Source organism: Agromyces mediolanus (assembly GCF_014648575.1).
GTDB classification, from domain to species: Bacteria; Actinomycetota; Actinomycetes; order Actinomycetales; family Microbacteriaceae; genus Agromyces; species Agromyces mediolanus.
The window spans coordinates 453,963-473,117 of record NZ_BMRJ01000001.1 but is presented as its reverse complement, the minus strand read 5'-3'; the positions used below and the strand labels follow the sequence as shown (position 1 = coordinate 473,117).

The 19,155-nt window shown below is 73.2% G+C and carries 16 protein-coding genes; 4 read left to right on the top strand and 12 right to left on the bottom strand.

Translation table 11 applies throughout. From position 1 onward, the window contains the following. Positions 1 to 25 precede the first annotated feature (25 nt). From IEY71_RS02125 to IEY71_RS02115, 3 genes are all read left to right on the top strand, one after another. Positions 26 to 892, top strand: a complete 867-nt coding sequence (locus IEY71_RS02125) for a carbon-nitrogen hydrolase family protein (protein ID WP_189083657.1) — start codon at positions 26 to 28, stop codon at positions 890 to 892. Continuing rightward, positions 889 to 2,298, top strand: a complete 1,410-nt coding sequence (locus tag IEY71_RS02120; RefSeq protein WP_229781489.1) for an APC family permease — start codon at positions 889 to 891, stop codon at positions 2,296 to 2,298. The genes IEY71_RS02125 and IEY71_RS02120 overlap by 4 nt, the downstream gene beginning before the upstream one ends. A 182-nt stretch (positions 2,299 to 2,480) precedes the next feature. After that, positions 2,481 to 3,203, top strand: coding sequence for a GntR family transcriptional regulator (locus tag IEY71_RS02115; RefSeq protein ID WP_229781620.1), 723 nt, complete (start codon positions 2,481 to 2,483; stop codon positions 3,201 to 3,203). Between the two features lie 224 nt (positions 3,204 to 3,427). Here the strand turns inward: IEY71_RS02115 and IEY71_RS02110 are convergent, their stop codons facing one another. From IEY71_RS02110 to iolC, 12 genes are all read right to left on the bottom strand, one after another. Next, complete coding sequence (locus IEY71_RS02110) at positions 3,428 to 4,549, bottom strand: Gfo/Idh/MocA family protein (RefSeq protein WP_189083655.1); 1,122 nt, start codon at positions 4,547 to 4,549, stop codon at positions 3,428 to 3,430. Beyond that, positions 4,546 to 5,508 (bottom strand): ROK family protein, encoded by a 963-nt coding sequence (locus tag IEY71_RS02105; RefSeq protein ID WP_189083654.1) that lies wholly within the window; start codon positions 5,506 to 5,508, stop codon positions 4,546 to 4,548. The genes IEY71_RS02110 and IEY71_RS02105 overlap by 4 nt, the downstream gene beginning before the upstream one ends. Further along, complete coding sequence (locus IEY71_RS02100; RefSeq protein WP_189083653.1) at positions 5,505 to 6,398, bottom strand: TIM barrel protein; 894 nt, start codon at positions 6,396 to 6,398, stop codon at positions 5,505 to 5,507. Before IEY71_RS02100 ends, IEY71_RS02105 begins: the two co-directional genes overlap by 4 nt. Before the next feature lie 26 nt (positions 6,399 to 6,424). Further along, positions 6,425 to 7,552, bottom strand: coding sequence for an ABC transporter ATP-binding protein (locus tag IEY71_RS02095; protein WP_189083652.1), 1,128 nt, complete (start codon positions 7,550 to 7,552; stop codon positions 6,425 to 6,427). 16 nt (positions 7,553 to 7,568) lie between these two features. Continuing rightward, positions 7,569 to 9,302 (bottom strand): ABC transporter permease, encoded by a 1,734-nt coding sequence (locus tag IEY71_RS02090; RefSeq protein WP_189083651.1) that lies wholly within the window; start codon positions 9,300 to 9,302, stop codon positions 7,569 to 7,571. Positions 9,303 to 9,359: 57 nt separating this feature from the next. Further along, the gene (locus tag IEY71_RS02085) at positions 9,360 to 10,397 is read right to left on the bottom strand and encodes an extracellular solute-binding protein (protein WP_189083650.1); all 1,038 of its coding nucleotides are present in this window, start codon (positions 10,395 to 10,397) and stop codon (positions 9,360 to 9,362) included. Then, positions 10,394 to 11,869 (bottom strand): CehA/McbA family metallohydrolase, encoded by a 1,476-nt coding sequence (locus IEY71_RS02080; protein ID WP_189083649.1) that lies wholly within the window; start codon positions 11,867 to 11,869, stop codon positions 10,394 to 10,396. Before IEY71_RS02080 ends, IEY71_RS02085 begins: the two co-directional genes overlap by 4 nt. 109 nt (positions 11,870 to 11,978) lie before the next feature. Beyond that, positions 11,979 to 12,776: a 6-phosphogluconolactonase gene (locus IEY71_RS02075; protein ID WP_189083648.1), complete on the bottom strand. Its 798-nt coding sequence runs from the start codon at positions 12,774 to 12,776 to the stop codon at positions 11,979 to 11,981. Positions 12,777 to 12,829: 53 nt separating this feature from the next. Beyond that, the gene (gene iolD, locus IEY71_RS02070; RefSeq protein WP_229781488.1) at positions 12,830 to 14,737 is read right to left on the bottom strand and encodes a 3D-(3,5/4)-trihydroxycyclohexane-1,2-dione acylhydrolase (decyclizing); all 1,908 of its coding nucleotides are present in this window, start codon (positions 14,735 to 14,737) and stop codon (positions 12,830 to 12,832) included. Beyond that, positions 14,734 to 15,651 carry a 5-deoxy-glucuronate isomerase gene (gene iolB / locus IEY71_RS02065; protein WP_189083647.1) on the bottom strand — a complete coding sequence of 306 codons (918 nt, stop codon included), beginning with the start codon at positions 15,649 to 15,651 and terminating at the stop codon, positions 14,734 to 14,736. Before iolB ends, iolD begins: the two co-directional genes overlap by 4 nt. After that, on the bottom strand, positions 15,648 to 16,580 hold the full coding sequence (locus IEY71_RS02060; RefSeq protein WP_189083646.1) for a Cgl0159 family (beta/alpha)8-fold protein: 933 nt from the start codon (positions 16,578 to 16,580) through the stop codon (positions 15,648 to 15,650). The genes iolB and IEY71_RS02060 overlap by 4 nt, the downstream gene beginning before the upstream one ends. Then, positions 16,573 to 17,550 carry a 5-dehydro-2-deoxygluconokinase gene (gene iolC / locus IEY71_RS02055; RefSeq protein WP_189083645.1) on the bottom strand — a complete coding sequence of 326 codons (978 nt, stop codon included), beginning with the start codon at positions 17,548 to 17,550 and terminating at the stop codon, positions 16,573 to 16,575. Before iolC ends, IEY71_RS02060 begins: the two co-directional genes overlap by 8 nt. Positions 17,551 to 17,792: 242 nt before the next feature. Here iolC and IEY71_RS02050 point away from each other — a divergent pair, with 242 nt between their 5' ends. Continuing rightward, positions 17,793 to 19,139, top strand: a complete 1,347-nt coding sequence (locus tag IEY71_RS02050; protein WP_189083644.1) for an ABC transporter substrate-binding protein — start codon at positions 17,793 to 17,795, stop codon at positions 19,137 to 19,139. The last annotated feature ends 16 nt before the right edge of the window (positions 19,140 to 19,155 follow it).

Here is a 19,155-nt window from a genome sequence, read left to right as displayed (position 1 = left end):
TTTGACGAATAAATGGAGGTCTGCGATGACGCGGAGTCTGACGGTCGCGCTCGCCCAGCTTGCGGCGGCGCCCCGGTTCGAGGTCGGGGAGTTCGGCGAGCGCCTGCGAGCGCTCGTGCGACGCAATCCGACGGCCGAGTTCTGGGCATTCCCCGAGCTGCACCTCGACCCGGCCGACACCGCCGAGGGCATCGAGGCATCCGCCCGCCCGCTCGACGACCCGCGCCTCGCCGCGCTCGGCGAGCTCGCCCGCGAGCTGGGCGTCTGGCTCGCTCCCGGCACGATCTACGAACGCGGCGAGACGGGCGCCGTGCACAACACGGCGCTCGTGTTCGCCCCGAGCGGGGAGCGCGTCGCCGGCTACCGCAAGATCTTCCCGTGGCGCCCCCTCGAGACCGCGGCGCCCGGCGACCGCTTCGAGGTGTTCGAGCTTCCCGGGATCGGGCGGATGGGGCTGTCCGTCTGCTACGACATCTGGTTCCCCGAGCACGCGCGGCACCTCGCCTGGCTCGGAGCCGACGTCATCCTGAACCTCGTGCAGACCGCGACGAGCGACCGCGAGCAGGAGCTCGCAATCGTGCGCGGCAACGCCGTCATGAACCAGCTGTGGATCGCCTCCGTCAACGCGGCCGCGCCCACCGGCCGCGGCCGGTCCCTCGTCGTCGACCCCACCGGCTCGGTGCGGGCCGCCTCGCCCGACGCATCCGAGGAGGTGCTGACCGTCGTCGTCGACTTCGGCCTCACCGAGCTCACCCGCGATCGCGGCACCGCCGGGGTCTCCCGACCCTGGTCGCAGTTCCACGAGGGCGACGCCCCCGTCGCCCTCCCCCTCTACGACGGCCGCATCGAGCCGTCGAACTGGCACCCCCGTTCGAAGGAGAACCGCCCGTGACCGCCCCATCCCCCACCTCGACGCCCGCCGCGGCGCCCGACCCCCGCCGGCTGCTGCGCCGCCTCGGCCTCGCCGGCGTCGTGTTCTTCGGCCTGGCGTACATGGCGCCCGGCATCGTCACCTCGACGTTCGGCGTGGTGTCGTCGACGAGCGGCGGCGCGGCCCCGACCGCGTACCTCGTGGCGACCGTCGCCATGGGCCTCACCGCGGTGTCCTACGCGATGCTCGCCCGCGCCTACCCGAGCTCCGGCTCCTCGTACAGCTACGTCGGCCGGCTGCTCGGCCGCCACGCGGGATTCCTCGCGGGCTGGGTGATCCTGCTCGACTACCTGTTCCTGCCGATGGTGGCCTGGCTCATCCAGTCGGTGTACCTCAACGCGCAGTTCCCGAGCGTGCCGCTCTGGGTGTGGGTGCTCGTGAACATCGTGCCCACCACCATCGTGAACCTGCTGGGCATCACGCTCGCCGACCGGGTGAACACGTGGCTCACCATCGCGGCGATGGCGCTCGTCGCCACGACCACGGCCGTCATCATCGGCTTCGTGGTGAGCGGCGCGAGCCCCGCGGCCGCACCGGCGGACGCGTTCTGGGGAGCGGATGCCTCGATCCTCGCCGTCGCGGCGGCGGCGGCCGTCGCCGCCTACTCGTTCCTCGGCTTCGACGCCGTGTCGACGCTCAGCGAGGAGACCAGGAACCCGCGCCGCAACATCCCGCTCGGGATCATCCTCGTCGTGCTCATCGGCGGCGCGATCTTCGTCGGCGTCTCCTTCGTGATGCAGCTCGCGCACCCGGGCGGCGACTTCGACAACCCGGACATCGCCGGCTACTCGCTGCTCGTCGCGGCGGGCGGCGAGCAGCTCGCGAACGTGATCAACCTCGTCGGCATCATCGCCGCCTTCGGCTCGGGCCTCGCCATCCAGGCGACGTCGAGCCGGTTGCTCTACGTCATCGGCCGCGACGGGGTGCTGCCGCGCGGGCTCTTCGGGCGGCTGAACGCGTTCCGGGTGCCGTGGGTCAACATCCTGCTCATCGCCGGCATCGGGATGATCGGCATGCTGCTCGACATCGCCCAGGCCACCGCCCTGATCAACTTCGGCGCCTTCCTCGCCTTCGCCCTGGTGAACACCGCCTTCCTGGCCTGGATCTGGCGCGCGCGCGCGCAGCGCGCCGGCTGGGCCTCGAGCCTGCTCTCGCTCGTGCCGATCGCGGGCGCCGCGATCGATCTGGCGCTGTTCTCGCAGCTGCACGACACCGCCTTCCTCATCGGCGGCGCCTGGCTCGTGCTCGGCGTGGTGGTGCTCGCCGTCGCGACCCGCGGCTTCCGGCGCCCCGTGCCGCGTCTCGAGGACGAGACGGGCGATCTCGCGCCGGCGAAGGCCGACGCCGAGGCCGTCACCGCCCCGTAGGCGCCGGCGGGGTGGGGCGCGGCCCGCGCGCCCCACCCCGCCCAGCCGCCCCGCCCCGCCGCGGAAAACCCGGGCGGATGCCGCTCCGAGCATCTATATTTGTCTTGACATATCCAGGCTCGGAGGATGACGTGGCAGAGACGACGACGGTGGGCGACGCCCCGTTCCCGCCCGAGCTGTTCATGGACCTCGATCGTTCGAGCCCCGTCCCGCTGTATTACCAGGTCGCCGAGCGCATCGAATCGGCGATCACCTCGCACGCCCTGCCCGCCGGGTCCCGCATCGAGAACGAGATCGCCCTCAGCGAGCGGCTCGGCATCTCCCGGCCGACGATCCGCCGGGCCATCCAGGAGGTCGTCGACAAGGGCCTGCTCGTCCGCCGGCGCGGCATCGGGACGCAGGTCGTGCAGGGGCAGGTGACGCGCGGGCTCGAACTCACGAGCCTCTTCGACGACCTCATCCGCGGCGGCCAGGTGCCCACGACCGCGCTGCTCTCCCGCGAGACGCTGCCGGCGAGCGCGGCGGTCGCCGAGGCGCTCGCCGTGCCGCTCGGCAGCGACACGCTGCACCTGCGCCGGCTGCGCTCCGCCGACGGGGTGCCCGTCGCGGTGCTCGACAACGTGCTGCCCGCCGACTACCTCGATCTCGACACGGCGGCACTGCAGAGCTACGGGCTCTACCAGGTGCTGCGCTCCCGCGGCACGACCATGCGCGTCGCCCGACAGCGCATCGGCGCCCGCCGTGCGAGCGCCGACGAGAGCGAGCTGCTGGAGCTCGAGGACGGCGCCCCGGTGCTCACCGCCTCGCGGACCGTCTTCGACGACTCCGGGCGGGCGGTGGAGCTCGGCACGCACTGCTACCGCCCCGACCTCTACTCCTTCGACGTCACGCTCGTGCAGAAGTAAAAGCGGCCCCCGCGCTTCGACGGGCTCAGCGAACCATCTTGGTTCCCCGAGCCCGTCGAGGGGGCGCTTCGACAGGCTCAGCGGGCCAACGCTTCGACGGGCTCAGCGAACCAACGCTTCGACGAGCTCAGCGGACCAACGCTTCGACGGGCTCAGCGGGCCAGCCGAACGACGGGCTCGGGGAACCACGCGTGGTTCCCCGAGCCCGTCGAGGGGGGCTGGCCTCAGGCCGCGTCGGACTCCGTGCGGACCGTCTCGCCGCGGGCGGCCGCGACGGCCTTCGCGAGCGCCTGCAGGCTGCGCACGTCGCGCTTGGCGCCGGCGAAGTCCGAGACGACGGGCTCGTCGTGGCGGATGGAGCGGGCGAAGGCGTCGAGCTGGCGAAGGAAGCCCGTCTCGTAGCCGTCGGCGTAGCTCGTGTCGCGGCGCTCGAGCCCGACGTTCCGCTCGACGCGGAGGCGGCTGCGCTCCTCGAGCAGGTACGGCTTCGCGAGGTGGTACTCGAGGCGGCCGTTCGAGGCGAGCACCTTCAGCTCCTCGTCGTACTCGGGGTACTCGGGCAGCCAGTTCCAGCTCAGGACGTAGCGCACGTCGCCGACGGCGGCGGTCGCGATGAGCGAGGCCGGCGCGCTGCCCTCGAGGCTGGGGAACGCCTCGGCGGTCCACGTCTCGGGCAGCTCCAGACCGAGGGCGCGCAGCAGGCTCAGCTCGTGCACGACCGAGCCGTTCAGCACGTTCCGGTAGTAGCGCTGCACCGCCTCCGAAGCGCCGGGCAGGGCGATCGCCGACTGCTCGGCCTCGTACGCCTGCGCCCGCTCGATCTCGGCGAGGTCGGCGTCGGGCTGCGGCGGCGTCATCCGCAGGTGGTCGACCTGCGGCAGGTCGTCGGGGTGGGCGACGGTGATGCGCACCAGGCGCACGTCGTCGAGCTCGGCGAGCTCCGCGCGCGCCCGCTCGGTGAGCGGGTCGTACATCTTCATGTAGCCGACCTGCGCGACGACGCCGGCCTCCGCGGCCGCCGCCTCGAGCTCCTCGATCTCGGCGATGGTGAGCGCGAGCGGCTTCTCGGCGAGCACGTGCTTGCCGGCGCGGATGGCGGCGAGCGCGAGCTGCGCGTGCGAGCCGGGCGTGGCGATGAGCACCGCCTCGACCTCGGGCGCGGCGATCGCCTCGGCCGGGGAGGTGGTGCCGCGGATGCCGGTGCGTCCGGTGACCTCGGCGACGCGCGACGGCGACAGGTCGCAGACGACGGCGATCTCGTAGCCGGCGCGCGCGAGGCTCGGCAGGTGCACCGACTGGGTGATGGTGCCTGCGCCGATCACGGCGATGCGGACGGGTGCGGTCATGCGGTTCTCTCTTCTCGTGATGCCGGGCCGGCCGCGGGCGGCGGTGCGGCCTCGGAGGCGGTGGCGAGCTCCCAGGCGAGCGCGGCGGCGCCCAGGAGTCCGGGGTTCGTGGGCACGCCGCTCGACAGCAGCGGCGGCGGGGACGGCCGGCGCGATGCGACGCGCTCGTACTCGGTGCGGATGCCTCGGGCCAGCCGGGTGTCCGCGGAGCCGAGGCCGCCCGCCAGCACGATCGCGGGCGGGTCGAGCAGCGAGACGAGCTGCGCGATGGCGCGCCCGATCGCGACGGCGGCGGTGTCGACGATCTCGGCGGCGACGGGGTCGCCCGAGGCATCCGCCTGGAGCACGCCGCGCGCGCCGCCCTCGGCGAGCTCGGTGCCGGTGCGGGCGAGGTAGCGGGCCGCGATGCCGGAGCCGGAGGCGAAGCCCTCGAGGTTGCCGCGCCACTCGGGGTCGAGCTCGGCGGGCACCGACCACTCGCCGAAGCCGATCGCCTCGCCGCGCACGCCATCGTGGAGCGTGCGGTCGAGCACGATCGCGGTCGAGATGCCGGTGCCGAGCGACACGTAGACGAAGCCGTCGTGTTCCCGCCCGCGGCCGAGGGCGAGCTCGCCGAGCGCGCCCGCCTTCACGTCGCTCGCGATGCGAACCGGCACGCCGCCCGCGAGCCCGGCGAGCGCCTCGCCGGGCTGCACGGTCCAGTCGAGCACCTCGTGCGCGGTCACGACGCCCTCGTTCGAGACGTACTCGGGGAAGCCGGCGACGACGGCGCGCACCGCCGTGCCGGTGTTCCGGGCCCGCTCGAGCAGCTCGGCGGCGAGGCCGAGCGTCGCCGCGAGGCCGGGGTCGCGCCCGGCGGTCCGCGCGAAGCCCTCGTCGAGCAGCCGGTACTCGCGGTCGACGAGCGCGCCGTGCGCCTTCGTGCCCCCGACGTCGAGGGCGAGCACGGCCTCGGTCATCGGCCGAGCCGCTCGGCGATCCAGTCGTGGTTGTGCCGCTGGTCGCCGACGATGCGGTCCCAGGTCTCGGCGGTCGCGGGCGCGCCGTCCTGCTCGACGACGAGCCAGCCGTCGTAGTCGCTGCGGCGGATCTCGGCGAGGAACTCCTCGAGCGGCCCGTCGCCGGTGCCGAGCGGCACCGAGACCTCGTCCCACCAGTCGTCGATGCGCTCGTTGCCCGAGGCCTTCGCGGCCTCGAGCACGGCGGGGCGGACGTCCTTCACGTGCACGTGGTTCACGCGGTGGCCCCACTCGCGCAGGTACGCGACCGGGTCGGCGCCGCCGAGCACGAAGTGGCCGGTGTCGAGGCAGAGGCCGATGCCGGTGCGCTGGAGCAGCACGTCGATCTCGGGCGCCTGCTCCACGTAGGTGCCGAAGTGCGGGTGGAAGCTCGTGCGCAGGCCGGCCTGGCGGGCCAGTTCCTCGGCCGCGGCGAGGCGCTCGAGCGCGAGGTCCCACTGCGCGGCGTCGAGGCCGCGCTCGGCGTTCGGGCGGAACGGGTGCGCGATGATCGCCTCGTCGCCCTCGTCGGCGAGGATGGCGAGCCCCTCGCCGCCGGCCGCGGCCAGCTCCTCGAGCGTGCGGCGCATGCCCTCGAGGTCGGCCGCCATGACCTCGTCCGGCTGGCTGAGGTGCAGCGGCACGTAGGCGCCGAGCACGGCGAGGCCGTGGTCGGCGAACAGGGTCGCGGTCTGCTCGGGGGTGCCGAAGAACCCGGGCGGGCCGAGCTCCGAGCCGGTGTAGCCGGCGGCCGCCATCGCCGCGACGAGCTCGCGCGGGGTCGCGGCGAGCTTGGAGACATCCGCCCCGCCGTGGATGCCGAAGCTGACGGGGGCCGAACCGATGCGCATCTGCTGCTCCTTCTTCCTGCGGTCGCTCACGCGGCCGGTGCGGCGACGAGCTCCTCGGCCGCCTCGGCCTCGGGCGCCGCTTCGCGATAGTAGTCGTCCGACTCGGGGACGAGGGCGGCTGCGCCGACGCGGATGCCGGCCTCCTCGCCCGTGCCGGCCGCCACCGGACGGCGGTGGTCGACCTCGCACATCGTGCCGTCGGCCAGCCGCAGCGCGGACCGGTAGCCGCGGCCGTGGTAGCTCGAGCGCACCAGGGTGCCGCGGAGGTGCGCCTGCTCGACGTCGTCGACGAGGTCGAGGTCCTCGGGCCGGAGCACGAGCTGCGCCCGGCCGTTCGGGAGCGCACCGCTGAACGCGGGCAGGGTGCCGGCGATCGGCAGGTCGGGGCGGAAGCCGCCGGCGCCGTCGCTCACGCCGCCGAGGAGGGTCACGTGGCCGATGAAGGAGGCGACGAACGCCGTCTCCGGGGTCTCGTAGATCGCCTGCGGCGAGCCGACCTGGTCGATGCGGCCGTCGTGCATGACCGCGACCTGGTCGCTCATCTCGAGCGCCTCCTCCTGGTCGTGCGTCACGTAGACCGCGGTGATGCCGACCTCGCGCTGCAGGCGCAGCAGCTCCTGGCGCATGCCGATGCGCATCTTCGCGTCGAGGTTCGACAGCGGCTCGTCGAGGAGCAGCACGTTCGGCCGGAGCGCGAGGGCGCGGGCGATGGCGACGCGCTGCTGCTGCCCGCCGGAGAGCTGGCCCGGGAACGCCTCGGCGCGGCCGTCGAGGCCGACCATCCGCAGCGACTCGGCGACCCGCTCGGCGATCTGCTCCTTGCCGAGCTTGCGCAGCTTCAGCCCGTAGGCGATGTTGTCGCGGATGCTCATGTGCGGCCAGAGCGCATAGTTCTGGAAGACGAAGCCGATGTTGCGCTTCCACGACGGCATCCGCGCGATGTCGCGCCCGTCGAAGGTGACCCGGCCGCTCGTCGCGGTCTCGAAGCCCGCGAGGATGCGCAGCAGCGTCGTCTTGCCGCAGCCCGAGGGCCCCAGCAGCGTCGTGAACGAGCGCGCCTCGATCTCGAGGTCGACGCCCTTCAGCGCGACGTGCCCCGGGAACTCCTTGCTGATGGCCTCGACGCCGACGGCGACTCCGTTGCCACGTTCCATTGCTCTCTCGCTTTCTTTAGACGCTCGTGACCGAGGCGAACTTGCGCCGCACGAAGTACAGCGGGATGTAGACGGCCAGCATCAGCACGACGGTCATGGCGGAGGCGACGCCGAAGGGGCTCGCCGGCTGCATCGCGTTCGTGAAGATGACGACGGTCATCGTGATGAACGGCACCGAGTACAGCATCACCGTGGCGCTCAGCTCGGTGACCATCTGCAGGAAGCCGACGGTGCCGCCGGACACGATCGCGGGCCGCACGAGCGGCACCGTGATCTGCCGGAAGGCGCGCATGGGCTTCGCGCCGACGCTCATGGCCGCCTCCTCAAGGGCCGGGTGCACCTGCGTGAGCGCGGCCTCGATCGACTTGGTCACGTACGGGATGCGGCGGATGAAGTACGCCAGCACGAGGATCGTCGCCGTGCCGGTGAGGATCAGCGGCCCGCTGCCGAAGGCGAGGATGAGGCCGATCGCGAGCACGGTGCCCGGGATGATGTACGGCACCATCGTGATGACGTTCAGCGCGGGGCTGATGACCGTGTAGCGGCGGCGCACGGTGAGGTACGCGACGAGCACGGCGACGATGACGCAGAGCACGCAGGCGATGCCCGCGAGCAGCAGGCTCATCAGGATGACCTCGAGGTTCTCGTCGAAGAGCCGCACGTAGTTGTCGAAGGTGGGGATCCACTTCAGGATGCCCGCCTTCCAGGTGAGCAGGCTCGTGCCGACGACGACGAGGTGCGGCACGAAGGAGAGGCCGAAGACGACGCCCAGGTACGCGATCATGAGGCCCTTCTTCACACCGCGCACCGGCTGGAGCGGACGGCGCCGGCTCGACACCGAGGCGTAGGTGCGGCGGCGCAGCGCCCACTGCTGCAGGGCGAGGGCGATGCAGGCGACGCCGAGCATGACGAGGCTGCCGGCCGAAGCGATGGCCGGGTTCGTCGAGACCTCGGAGAGGAACTCGTAGTACACCGCGGTGGGCAGCATGGGGGTGCCGCCGCCGATGATGAGCGGCGTGCCGAAGTCGGTGAAGATCTTCATGCTCGACATGTAGAACCCGGTCACAAGTGCCGGCACCGCCATCGGCAGCACGATCCGCAGGCGGGTGCGCCAGGGGCCGGCGCCGACGCTCGAGGAGGCCTCGTCGAGGCTCGGGTCGATCGCCCGGAACGCGTCGTAGGCGAGCAGGAAGACGAGGGCCTGGGTGGCCCAGACGGTCACCCAGACGATGCCGCCGGGCCCGATGATGGTGTCGAACGGCAGCTCGATGCCCCACGCCCGCAGCTGGGTGGTGAGGATGCCGCCGCGGCCGAGCAGCAGCACCCACGCGTAGGCGCCGAGGAACGGCGGCGACACCGTCGCCATCGTGGCGAGGGTGAGGAAGCCGTTGCGGCCCGGCAGGTCGAACTGCGCGAGCACGTAGGCCGCCGGCACCGCGACGGCGCAGGCGAGCACGCCCGCGACGACCGCGACGACGAGGGAGTTCAGGATGGCTTCCTGGAACCTCGGCGTCGTGAAGAACTCGATGAAGTTCGCGAACGAGAAGCCGCCGTCGTCCGTGAACGCCTCGCCGACGAGCCGCAGCTGCGGGAGCACGATCGTCGAGGCGAGCAGCAGGAGCAGCCCGAGCGCGACGAGGAGCCAGACGCCGGGGCGACGGCTCGCGCGGCGCTTGACGGGGACGGGTGCGGGCGGCGCGAGCGTCTCCTCGAGCGGTTCGACGCGTTCCCGCAGGTCGTTGCTAGGCATGGTGGCACCGTTTCCGGCCGGGCCGACGCGTCGCGTCGACCCGGCCTCGGGGATGGATTACTTGGCGCTCGCGAGCTTCTCGTCGAAGCGGGCGAGCACGGCGTCCTTGTCGGTCGCGAAGACCTTGGGGTCCGGAGCGGCGAGGTTCAGCTCGTCGGCGGCGGGCAGCCCGGCGGGCGGGGCGACGTCGGTGCGCGCGGAGCGGCGGCCGACCTCGTCGACCATGAGCTGCTGCGCCTCCTTCGACATGAGGTAGTTCACGAAGGTCTCGGCGGCCTTCGGGTGCTTCGCGCCCTCGATCACGGCGGCGACGCCGATCTGGTTCGACACGACGTCGCTCGGGTAGATGAGCTCGAGCGGGGCGCCCTCGGCGACCCAGGTCGCGCCGAGGTCCTCGTTGATGAAGCCGAGCGCGTACTCGCCGGTGCGCACGCCGTCGAACATCTGCGAGCTGCCGTCGACGACCTTCGCGTTCGGCAGGAAACCGTCGAGGAAGTCCCAGTCGTGCGCGGTCACCATGGCGGCGAGCAGCGAGTAGGAGGTGCCCGAGGAGCGCGGGTTCGCGAAGGCGATCTGGCCCGCCTCGCGCCACTTCGGGTCGGCCAGGTCCTCGAAGCTCTCGGGGTAGCTCGACGCGTCGGTGACGCGCTCGGTGTTCACCGCGATGGCCTGGAAGAGCGCGTCGGTGGCGTGCCACTTGTGCTCGGGGTCGGTGACGACGGTGGCCTCGTCGTTCTCGAGCTCGACCGCGGCGAAGGCGCCCTCGGACGCGGCCGCGTAGTTCTCGCTCGAGCCGCCCCAGGCGACGTCGCCGAGCGGGTTCTTCATCTCGCTCTCGACGCGGCTGATGAGCTCGCCCGTGCCGGGGCTCGCGGTGAGCGAGACCGAGATGTCGGGGTACGCCTTCTCGAACGCGGCGATGATGGGGTCGGTCACCTCGGGGCCGTGCGCCGCGTAGACGACGACGGTGCCGGACTCGGCCGAGTCGTCGCCGCCCGCGGGCTGGCCGCCGACGATGGCGCTGCAGCCGCTGAGGACGAGCGACGCCGAGACGGCGGCGATGCCGACCGCGGCGAACTTCCTGCCGTGCTTCATGATTCTCCTTCGTGCGTGTGACTGGTGGTGCGATGGACAGTGCGGACGAAGCTCGTGAGGGCTTCGAAGGACTCGTGCGAGCGCCAGGCGGACGCCCAGTGCCGCGGGTCGTCGGAGCGGCGGTGCAGCTCGACGCGGTACGCCGCGGCGACGGGCTCCTCGTCGACGACGACGAGCCGCGACTGCTCGGGCTCGACGTCGCCCTGGAACCACATCAGGCCGTCGCGCAGCACGAACAGGGCGCAGGGCACGTCGATGCGGAAGTCGATCTCGAGCTCGACGGGGCCCGCCCCGAGCTCGAGGTGCTCGCCGAGGCCGGCCTCCCGGCCCTCGCTGCGCAGCCGCAGCTCGAGCTCCGCGCCGCGGGTGACGACGGTGGCGGCGCGGCGGAGCCCGTCGAGCAGGCCCTCGGCGCTGCGCTCGGCGACCCGCACGGCGGTGACCACCTGGCCGAGGCGCTGGGCGGGGTCGCCGAGCTCGTGGCAGTCGGTGCCGGCGACGGGGGCGATGTCGTGGCCCTCGGCGAGCAGGCGGTCCCAGAGGCCGATGGCGGCGTCGTTGTTGGCGTCCTGCCCCTGGTTCACGACCTCGAGCAGGTCGACCTCGGCCCACGGCACGTCGGCGCGCCGCCAGGCCTGCTGGCCGCTGAAGGGGTGGTTGACGCCGAACAGCCCACCCTGCGCGTGGACCTCGCGGACGAGTTCGCCCGCGCCCCGCCCGGGGCCGTCGACGTACACGTCGACCCACTCGCGTAGGCCGTGGGCGTTGCCGTGGCCGCGGTGCGTGGTGACCTCGATCGAGGGCAGCACGATCGGCCCGCCGGCCGCGGTCGCGGCCTCGGCGAGCGGCCCCCAGTGGCTCCAGGTGAAGTGGTCGCTGAGCGCGAGGAAGTCGAAGCCGCGGTGGCGCGCCTCGGCGACGATGGCGTCGACCCCGTCGCGCCCGTCGCTGTGCACCGAGTGGCAGTGCAGCTCGCCGCGGAGCCAGCTCGGCGCGCTCGCGGGCTCGGCACCGGAGGCCGGCGCGGCGGATGCCTCGGTCCGCCCCTCGGCGTCGGGCGCCGCCGTCGGCGCTCCGGACTCTCCCGGCACCGCGATGAGCCGCAGCGCATAGGGGCCGTCCTCGCGGAAGCGGTCGAGGTCGATCCGGAGGGTCCAGGCCCCCGCGGGGATGGGCCCCGCGATGGCGCCGGGGCTCGCGTGCCGCTCACCGACGGTGAAGCGCAGCTCGCGCGGGCCCGGGCCGCCGGGGCACTGCACGTGCCCGCGGAACACGCCGTCGGGGTCGATGAGCGCGGCGTAGAGCTGGAAGCGGTCGGTGACCTTGTCGTAGTCGAGCTCGACCCGCAGCTCCCCCGTGCCCGCAGGCACGTCGACGACCCGATCGAGGTACTCGCCGGGCAGCGGCTGCCGCAGCACGTCGGCGACGTCGAGCAGCACGGTGCCGGGTCGATCGGCAGAGGGTGCGGTCATGATGCGTCCTTGAATCGGGGGAGGTGCGCGAGCGCAGTCCCATCCTCGACCAGTGATGTCAGAATGTCAATTTGACAATACAAAGCCATCGAACGGGATGGCGCGCCGCCTACTCGCGCACTCCGGCGGCGGCGCGATCGGCCACGACGAGCGCGTCGGCGCACTCCGCGACGACGGTCGCGGGCCACTCCGGGTCGTACGCCGCAGCGGTCGAGATGCGCTCGAACGCCTCGCGCTTCTCCGCTGTCGTGATGATCATCACCGCGCTGCGGGAGAGCTCCGCGATCGTGCCGATGCCGACCGTGAGCCCGTGGCTCGGCACCGCGTCGAGCGAGCCGAACTCGGGGAAGGTGCCCAGGTTGTCGATGCGGGTCTGCTCGGCCAGCCGCACGATCCGGCTGCCGCTGTCGCGGGCCGAACCGGGCGGGTTGAAGGCCACGTGCCCGTCGCCGGCACCGCTCGCGAGCAGGAAGCAGTCGATGCCGCCCGCCTCGCGCAGCAGTTCGTCGTACGCCTCGGGGTTCGCCGGATCCGGCTGGAGCAGCCGGTCCTCCGGCATCCCCTCGTCGGCCGCGGCCGCGTTCAGCGGGCCGACCACCTCGTCGCGGACGAAGCGGCGGCAGCTGTTGTGCGCCTCGAGGTCGACGTTGCGGAAGCCCGACTCGGTCTCGACCACGTAGTCGTCCATCAGGGCGATGCGCACGTGCGAGATGGCGAGCCCGCGCTCGCGGACGAGGCGCGCGAGCGCGCGGTACGTCGGCAGCGGCGTGCGGCCGCTCGGGCAGCCGAGCACGTAGTCGGCGCCGGCCTCGCGGGCGCGCTCGATGCCGTCGGCGATGCGTTCGGCGACGAACTCGGCGACGGCCTCGGCGTCGGCCAGCACCCGGGTCACGGGGACGGTGGACATGGTTCTCCTCTCGACTGGGGCGCCGGGCGCCCCGATGATTCGGTCGCGCGGGCTCAGACGAGCGGGCGCTGCGCCTCGCGGGCCGCCTCGTACGCCGCGCGGGCGCGCTGCGTGCTCGACAGCTCCGAGACGGCCGCGACGGGCACGTCCCACCAGCCGCCGCCGTCGGGCGCGGGGATGAGCGGATCGCTCTCGACGTGGATGAGCGTCGCGGTCGGCGAGGCCTTCGCCGCCCGCACCGCCTCGCCCAGCTGCGCGACGACGTCGGCGCCGGGCTCGATGCGGACGACGTCGATGCCGAGGCTCGCCGCGTTCGCCGCGAGGTCGACGGGCAGTGCCCGCTCCGGGTCGACGTCGTTCGCCTCGGCATCCTGATAGCGGTAGCGCGTGCCGTAGCGGTCGGTGCCGACCGTGTCGCTGAGCGCGCCGATCGAGGCGTAGCCGTGGTTCTGGATCAGCACGATGATCACCTTCAGCCCCTCGGCGACCGCCGTGACGATCTCGGTGTGCATCATCAGGTACGAGCCGTCGCCGACCATGACGATCACGTCGCGGTCGGGGGCGCCGCGGCGCACGCCGAGGCCGCCCGCGATCTCGTAGCCCATGCAGGAGTACGCGTACTCGACGTGGTAGCCGAGGTCGTCGCGCACCCGCCACAGCTTGTGCAGGTCGCCCGGCAGCGAGCCGGCGGCGCAGACGACGACGTCGCGGGGATCGCTCGCCGCCTGCACGGCCCCGATGATCTCGGACTGCGCGGGCCGCGGCCGACCGCTCGGGGCGAACGCGGCATCCACCACGCCGTCCCAGGCCGCCTTGCCCTCGGCGAGCGCGCCGCGGTACCCGGCGGAGGTGGTGTAGCCCGCCAGCTCGGCGCCGAGGGCGGCGAGGCCGGCCCTGGCGTCGGCAACGAGGGGCAGCTCGGTGCCGTGCTTCAGCGCGTCGAAGCTCGCGACGTTGAGGTTCACGAAGCGCACCCCGGGGTGCTGGAACGCCGAACGCGACGCGGTCGTGAAGTCGCTGTACCTCGTGCCGATGCCGATCACCAGGTCGGCCTCGGCGGCGAGCCGGTTGGCGGTCGTGGTGCCGGTCGCGCCGACCGAGCCCGCGGCGAGCGGGTGGTCCCACGGCAGGGCGCCGACGCCGGCCTGCGTCGTCGCGACCGCGATGCCCGTCGCCTCGGCGAAGCGGCGCAGCTCCTCGGCCGCGTCGGAGTAGAGCACGCCGCCGCCGGCCACGATGAGCGGCGCCGCCGCGCCGCGGATGGCCGCCACGGCGCGGGCGAGTTCGCCCGGCTCGGGCTGCGGTCGGCGCACGTGCCACTCCCGCTCGCGGAGGAACTCGAGCGGCACGTCGATGAGCTCGGCCTGCACGTCCTCCGGGAGCGAGATCGTGGCCGCGCCGGTCTCCACGGGGTCGGTCAGCACGCGCATCGCGCCGAGCGCGGCCGAGAAGAGCTGCTCGGGGCGGCTCACCCGGTCGAAGAAGCGCGAGAGCGGGCGGAACGCGTCGTTCACCGACACCGTCGCGTCGTGCGGCAGCTCGAGCTGCTGCAGCACCGGGTCGGCGACGCGCGTCGCGAAGGTGTCCGAGGGCAGCAGCAGCACGGGCAGCCGGTTGGTGGTGGCGAGGGCCGCCCCCGTCAGCATGTTCGTCGCGCCGGGGCCGACCGAGGCGGTGCACGCGTAGGTCGCGCGCCGGCGGTGCATCCGCGCGTAGCCGACGGCCTGATGCACCATCGCCTGCTCGTTGCGCGCCTGGTGGTATGGCATGCGGGCCGGGTCCTCGCGGGCGAGCTGTTTCAGCGCCTGCGCGACGCCGGCGATGTTGCCGTGGCCGAAGATGCCGAAGGTGCCGGCGATGGTGCGCTCGCGGACGTCGCCGTCGACGGTCCACTGATTGGCCAGGAACTCGACGAGGGCCTGGCTCACGGTCATCCGCCGGGTGGCGTTGCGTGCGGTCATGGTCGTGCTCCTTCCGAGGCGGGCGCGCGGTACGGCAGTCGCGGGTCGAGCTCCTGGCCCGCCCAGCTGTCGCGCACCCACGCGTGCGCGGGGTCGTCGCTGATCCGCCAGGCGCGCTCCGGCCCGGGGCCGGCCATGACGTTCAGGTAGTACAGGTCGTAGCCGGGCGCGGCGACCGCCGGCCCGTGGTAGCCGAAGGGGACGAGCGCGATGTCGCCCGTGCCCACCCGGCCGTCGATCTCGATCTCGCCGGCCGGGGAGCTCGAGGTGGAGAACAGGCCGAACGGCTCCGCGCCGGCCGGCGCCTCGGCGCCGCGGGTCACGGCCGCCTCGAAGTAGTAGATCTCCTCGAGCTGCGACTCGGCGCCCGGCACGTGCTCGTCGTGCTTGTGCGGCGGGTACGACGACCAGTTCTCGGCCGGGGTGAGCACCTCGCAGACGATGAAGCGGCCGGCCGCGAGCGTCTCCGGCGTGCCGAAGTTGTGCACCTGCCGGCTCGAGCGCCCGGCGCCGCGGAGCTCGACGGGCACCTCCTCGGCGGCGATCCGCCGGGAGGGGTGCCGCTCGTCGCTCGGCGCCTCGGCGACGGCCACCCGGCCGGAGCCGCTGAGCGTCGCGGCGGTGCCGACGCCGAGGTAGGCGACATCGCTCGGCCCGGCGAAGACCGAGTCGCGGCCGCGCAGATCGAGGCGCTCGCGCCGCCCGTCGGCGTGCTCCAGTTCGAGCGCGAAGCTGCCGGCGAGCGGCACGACGAGGCGCTCGAGCCCGCCGGCGGGGAGGGCGAGCGCGGCGTCGGCGTCGAGTTCGGCCACTCGGAGGCCCGTCCAGCTCCAGCCCTCGACACGGTCGTCGACGACGGACTCCCAGGGCCCCTCGGCCAGCTCGCCGCGCCGGTGCAGCCAGCGCGCGCTCATGCCAGTCCTCCCGGGTGCACGAGGCGGGCCGCGGTGTCGATGGCCCGGTGCACGTCGCCGTCCGGCGGGTAGAGCAGGGTGCGGCCGACGACGAGCCCGTGCACGCCCGGCAGCTCGAGCGCGTCGGCCCACGAGGCGTACGTCTCGTCGGGGCGCTCGCGCGGGTCGCCGCCGAGTAGCAGGGTCGGCAGGGTGGAGGCGGCCATCACGCGCTCCATCTCGGGCACCACGGGCAGCTTCAGCCACGAGTACGCCGAGCTGGTGCCGAGGCCGGAGGCGATCGCCATCGAGGTGATCACGGCCTCCGCGCTCAGGTCGTTGACGATGCGCCCGTCGCGCCAGGAGCTCATGAAGGGCTCGAGCATGATCGGCAGCCGGGCCGCGGCGGCCTGGCCGACCGCCTCGGCGGTGGCCTGCAGGGTCGGCGCGGTGGCCCGGTCCTCGAGGTTCACCCGCACCAGGAGCTTGCCGAAGTCGAGCCGCGAGCGCACCATCGTCGGCACGTCGTAGCCCGTGTAGCGGTCGTCCATCTCGAACGCGGCACCGCGCAGGCCGCCCCGGTTCATCGAGCCGACGACGATCTTGTCGTCGAGGAGGCCGAGCAGGGCGAGGTCCTCGATGACGTCCGGGGTGCCGAGCACACCGTCGACGCCGGGGTGGCGGAGGGCGATCGCGAGCCGGTCGAGCAGGCGGTAGCGGTCGGCCATGGCGAAGTCGTCGTCGCGGACGCCGAGGGCGCCCCGGGCCGGGTGGTCGGCCGCGACGATGAACAGCCGGCGGTCGCCGCGGAGCAGCTGGCGCGAGCGGCGCGCGTCGAGCGCGCGGGCGATGGCGTCGGGGTCGGCGGCGCGCGCCTCGCGGAGCGCCGCGTAGGACTCGGGCGGCAGCCCGCCCGCGGCGGGCTCGGCGGCGATGGTCGGCTCAGGCATCCCGGCTCCCCTCGGCGGCCGCGGCGAGCGCGGTCTCGACCTCGGCGGTCGTCGGCATGGCGGTCGAGCACTCGCGGCGGCCGGCGACGATGGCGCCGGCCGCGTTGGCGAAGCGGATGACCCGGTCGAGCGACTCGCCCGCGAGCAGCCCGCGGCACAGCGCGCCGCCGAAGCCGTCGCCCGCGCCGAGGCCGTTCACGACCGAGACGAGGTGCGGCGGCACCTCGACCGTCTCGTCACGGGTCTTCGCGAGGACGCCGCGCGGCCCCTGCTTGACCACGGCGAGCTCGACGCCGCGGTCGAGGAGCGCGTCGGCGGCCCGCTGGGGGTCGCGCTCGCCCACGGCGATGTCGCACTCCTCGAGGTTGCCGACGGCGACGGTGACGTGCTCGAGCGCGGCGGACACCTGCTCGCGGGCGAGCTGCTCGTGCTCCCAGAACACCGCGCGGTAGTCGAGGTCGAGCACGGTGAGCGGCGCGCGACCGCGGGCGGTCCAGGCGGCGAGGTGCGCCGAGCGGCTCGGCTCCTCGGAGAGCCCCGTCGCCGTCGCCCAGTAGACGCGGGCGTCGCGGATCGCGTCGAGGTCGAGCTCGGCGGCCTCGATGAGGAGGTCGGGCGCGATCGGGTCGCGGTAGAAGTACAGCGGGAAGTCGTCGGGCGGGTAGATCTCGCAGAAGGTGATCGGCGTCTTGCGGCCGGGCAGGGGCGCGACGAAGCGGGCGTCGACGCCGAGGCGGGTGAGCTCCTGGCTCACGAAGCGGCCGAAGGGGTCGTCGCCGGTGCGCGTGACCACGGCGGAGGAGAGGCCGTGCCGGGCCGCCGCGACGGCGACGTTCGTCGCGCTGCCGCCGAGGTACTTGCCGAAGGTCGACACCTCCTCGAGCGGGGTCGCGTCCTGCAGCGGGTACAGGTCGACGCCGACCCGGCCGATGGTCAGGACGTCGAGGGCGGCGTCGGGGGTGGGGTTCATACGGCTGGCGCTCCGGTTTCGAGGGGGAACTTTGTCTTGACAAAGTAACATGAATTACGGATGGTTGAATCAGCGAACTGACCACTGGTCCTGAAACTGGACTAATTGGTCTCATCATGACACGATGACGACGTCCGCGGCGCCGACGGCGACAACCCGAGACGCCCGGGCGTTCCCCCGATTCGGCAGCGATGCCGACCACCCCGCGAGCGACATCGCTGCCGCTCCGGAAAGGACCACTCATGCCCACCCGTCGAATGCGTCTCACCGGTGCCGCCGCCGCGGTCACCGCACTCGCCCTGGGGCTCGCCGCGTGCAGCGCCCCCGGCGGTTCGCGCACCGCCCCCTCCGCGCCGGTCGAGGAGATCACCGCCCCCGTCACCCCGGAGCAGGTCGCCGAGCTCGGCGAGGTCACGCTCAACGTCTGGGCCGACCAGGGCGAGCAGGACTTCATGGACCAGCTCGTGCCCGCCTACGAGGCGGAGTTCCCGAACGTCACCGTCGACATCCAGTTCAAGAGCTTCAACGACCTCACCGCGACGGTCCTGAACGCGATGAACTCCGCCGACGCCCCCGACGTCGCCCAGGGCAACCAGGGCTGGGCCACCGACGGCGCGCTCGTGAAGGCCGGCCTCATCCGCCCGCTCGACGACGTCGCCGACGCCTACGACTACCGCGACGCCGCGGGCGACGCCATCACCCAGCTGCAGTGGTCCGAGGACGGCTCCGCCTTCGGCGAGGGCGCCGTCTACGGCATGTCGCCCGACAACCAGATGGTCGGCCTGTTCTCGAACCGCGAGAAGCTCGCCGCGCTCGGCCTCGGCACCCCGACGACCCTCGACGAGCTCGAGGCGGCATTCGCCGCCGCGAAGGCCGCCGGGCAGACCCCGCTCGTGCTCGGCAACGCCGACAAGGCCTCCGCGATGCAGACCTTCTCGATCCTGCAGGGCGCGCTCACCCCGGCGGCCGACACCCGCGAGTGGATCACCGGCGCGAAGGACGCCGACTTCGCCGTCGACTCCAACCGCGAGGCGCTCGACCGCTTCGCCGAGTGGGTCGCGAAGGGCTACGTCTCCGCCGGCTACGATGGCACGAGCCCCGACGACGCGGCAGCGGCGTTCGCCTCGGGCGAGGGCGTCTTCTTCATCGGCGGCAACTGGTACGCCGGCGCGATTTCCGACGGCGCCGCCTTCGACTTCACCCCCGGCCTCTCCGACGGCGACTACGCCTCCAGCGGCTCCTTCGGCATGCCGTGGCACGTGAGCTCCAAGTCGGACGCGACCCTCGCGGCGATCGCCTTCGTCGGCATGGTGAACTCCCCCGAGTCCGCCGAGCTCCTCGCCGGCACGCACCGGGTGCCGATCCAGCCGGTCGAGGCCGCCGGCGACGACGCGATGTTCGCGGCGCTGCTCGACGCCTCCGCCACCCAGCTCGACGGTGCGGGCCCGCTCTACTGGTACGACTGGGCGACCGACACGATGTTCGACACCTTCACGGGCGGCCTGCAGGAGGTGCTCGCCGGACGCGAGAGCGCCGACGCGCTGCTCGAGCGCGTGCAGTCCGACTGGGTCGACTTCCACACCGACTGACCGCGACCGGGGGCGG

Bases quoted from the DNA above. Each gene is read 5' to 3' on its own strand.
- IEY71_RS02125 (WP_189083657.1), top strand. From the start codon at position 26: ATGACGCGGAGTCTGACGGTCGCGCTCGCCCAGCTTGCGGCGGCGCCC.
- IEY71_RS02115 (WP_229781620.1), top strand. From the start codon at position 2,481: ATGGACCTCGATCGTTCGAGCCCCGTCCCGCTGTATTACCAGGTCGCC.
- IEY71_RS02110 (WP_189083655.1), bottom strand. From the start codon at position 4,549: ATGACCGCACCCGTCCGCATCGCCGTGATCGGCGCAGGCACCATCACC.
- IEY71_RS02105 (WP_189083654.1), bottom strand. From the start codon at position 5,508: ATGACCGAGGCCGTGCTCGCCCTCGACGTCGGGGGCACGAAGGCGCAC.
- IEY71_RS02100 (WP_189083653.1), bottom strand. From the start codon at position 6,398: ATGCGCATCGGTTCGGCCCCCGTCAGCTTCGGCATCCACGGCGGGGCG.
- IEY71_RS02095 (WP_189083652.1), bottom strand. From the start codon at position 7,552: ATGGAACGTGGCAACGGAGTCGCCGTCGGCGTCGAGGCCATCAGCAAG.
- IEY71_RS02090 (WP_189083651.1), bottom strand. From the start codon at position 9,302: ATGCCTAGCAACGACCTGCGGGAACGCGTCGAACCGCTCGAGGAGACG.
- IEY71_RS02085 (WP_189083650.1), bottom strand. From the start codon at position 10,397: ATGAAGCACGGCAGGAAGTTCGCCGCGGTCGGCATCGCCGCCGTCTCG.
- IEY71_RS02080 (WP_189083649.1), bottom strand. From the start codon at position 11,869: ATGACCGCACCCTCTGCCGATCGACCCGGCACCGTGCTGCTCGACGTC.
- IEY71_RS02075 (WP_189083648.1), bottom strand. From the start codon at position 12,776: ATGTCCACCGTCCCCGTGACCCGGGTGCTGGCCGACGCCGAGGCCGTC.
- iolD (WP_229781488.1), bottom strand. From the start codon at position 14,737: ATGACCGCACGCAACGCCACCCGGCGGATGACCGTGAGCCAGGCCCTC.
- iolB (WP_189083647.1), bottom strand. From the start codon at position 15,651: ATGAGCGCGCGCTGGCTGCACCGGCGCGGCGAGCTGGCCGAGGGGCCC.
- IEY71_RS02060 (WP_189083646.1), bottom strand. From the start codon at position 16,580: ATGCCTGAGCCGACCATCGCCGCCGAGCCCGCCGCGGGCGGGCTGCCG.
- iolC (WP_189083645.1), bottom strand. From the start codon at position 17,550: ATGAACCCCACCCCCGACGCCGCCCTCGACGTCCTGACCATCGGCCGG.
- IEY71_RS02050 (WP_189083644.1), top strand. From the start codon at position 17,793: ATGCCCACCCGTCGAATGCGTCTCACCGGTGCCGCCGCCGCGGTCACC.